The sequence below is a fragment of the Falsirhodobacter sp. alg1 genome (assembly GCF_000739715.2).
In the GTDB taxonomy this organism is placed as follows: domain Bacteria; phylum Pseudomonadota; class Alphaproteobacteria; order Rhodobacterales; family Rhodobacteraceae; genus Falsirhodobacter.
In genome coordinates this window covers 1-984 of the sequence record NZ_BBJC02000023.1, presented here as the reverse complement: position 1 = coordinate 984, position 984 = coordinate 1, and the positions used below count along the sequence as shown (strand labels likewise).

Genomic DNA, 984 nt, shown 5'->3' with positions numbered 1-984 from the left:
ATGGGATGAGGCGGGCAGTTATGCCGAATGGGCCTCGAAGCCCGTTACCACAGGCCCCTACCGCGTCGCCGATTTCCGCCCCGATGTATCCCTGACCCTCGAAGCCTTTGATGATTACTGGGGTGGTACACCGCCGCTGCAGCAGATCCGCTTTGTCGAGGTGCCCGAGGTTGCAAGCCGCGTGAACGGCCTGCTGTCGGGTGAATACGATTTTGCCTGCGACCTGCCGCCGGACCAGATCGGCGCTGTAGCCAATGCGCCGGGGCTCGAGGTGCAATCCTCGACCATCTGGAACCACCGGATTTCGGTTTTCAACAAGCAGAACGAGATTCTGGCAGATGCCTCATCTCTGTCACCCCGCCGGGGGCAAAGGCCAGAAAGATGGCGGCTGGTGGCTGGTCGATGACATGCGCCAGCGCGCGGGTAAACACAAAGGCCACCCCGAGGCCGAACAGGACGTTCACAATCGTGAGCCGTATGGCCATGCCGATATGGCCCATCGGCAGGCCCGAGAACCGCGCGCCCAGCATGCATCCCACGATCACCTGCGTCACCGAAACCGCCCATACCGGGGGGCACGGCGCTGGTCAGGCCCGTGGCATGCACCAATGCCGACATCAGGATCGGTCCCGTCATGACTGCCGCCGGAAACCGCAGACGTTTTGCGATCCAGGCCCCCGATATTGCCGCAGCCCCCAGAATGAACAGGGATGTCGTATCAGGCAGGCGATGCTCGAACCCCTCCATCCCGACTTCGCGCGTCATCTTGCCCTTGCTGGTGACATAGACATCCGACGCGGGATCGTTTCCGACCAGAACCACCGCAAGGCCGGGCACGATCCCCTTTTCCTTCAGCATGGCGACATGGGNTTGTAACCTGAGCGCGCACCTGCGCGGCAAAAGCCTTTCCGTCGATGATCGTGGCCGTCATAGATTTCCCCTATTGCCGTGATGCCCCGTCATAGCGGGCGGGTACCACAAGGG

General features: G+C 62.2%; 2 protein-coding genes and 2 pseudogenes. 1 reads left to right on the top strand and 3 read right to left on the bottom strand.

What is annotated here, in order from left to right; genetic code table 11:
* The coding region (locus TR36_RS13885) for an ABC transporter substrate-binding protein (protein WP_045393790.1) at positions 1-406 on the top strand (406 nt) is incomplete at its 5' end.
* Here the strand turns inward: TR36_RS13885 and TR36_RS16470 are convergent.
* From TR36_RS16470 to TR36_RS16360, 3 genes and pseudogenes are all read right to left on the bottom strand, one after another.
* On the bottom strand, positions 312-530 hold the full coding sequence (locus TR36_RS16470) for an AbrB family transcriptional regulator (RefSeq protein WP_370553445.1): 219 nt from the start codon (positions 528-530) through the stop codon (positions 312-314). The two genes, TR36_RS13885 and TR36_RS16470, sit on opposite strands and share 95 nt — an antisense overlap.
* Positions 531-636: 106 nt before the next feature.
* A pseudogene (locus tag TR36_RS16465) lies at positions 637-693 on the bottom strand (hypothetical protein); the annotation flags it as partial.
* A 15-nt stretch (positions 694-708) separates the two neighbouring features.
* Positions 709-931 (bottom strand): annotated as a pseudogene (locus tag TR36_RS16360) (tetrahydrofolate dehydrogenase/cyclohydrolase catalytic domain-containing protein); the annotation flags it as partial.
* Positions 932-984 lie beyond the last annotated feature (53 nt).

Bases quoted from the DNA above. Each gene is read 5' to 3' on its own strand.
- TR36_RS16470 (WP_370553445.1), bottom strand. From the start codon at position 530: ATGCTGGGCGCGCGGTTCTCGGGCCTGCCGATGGGCCATATCGGCATG.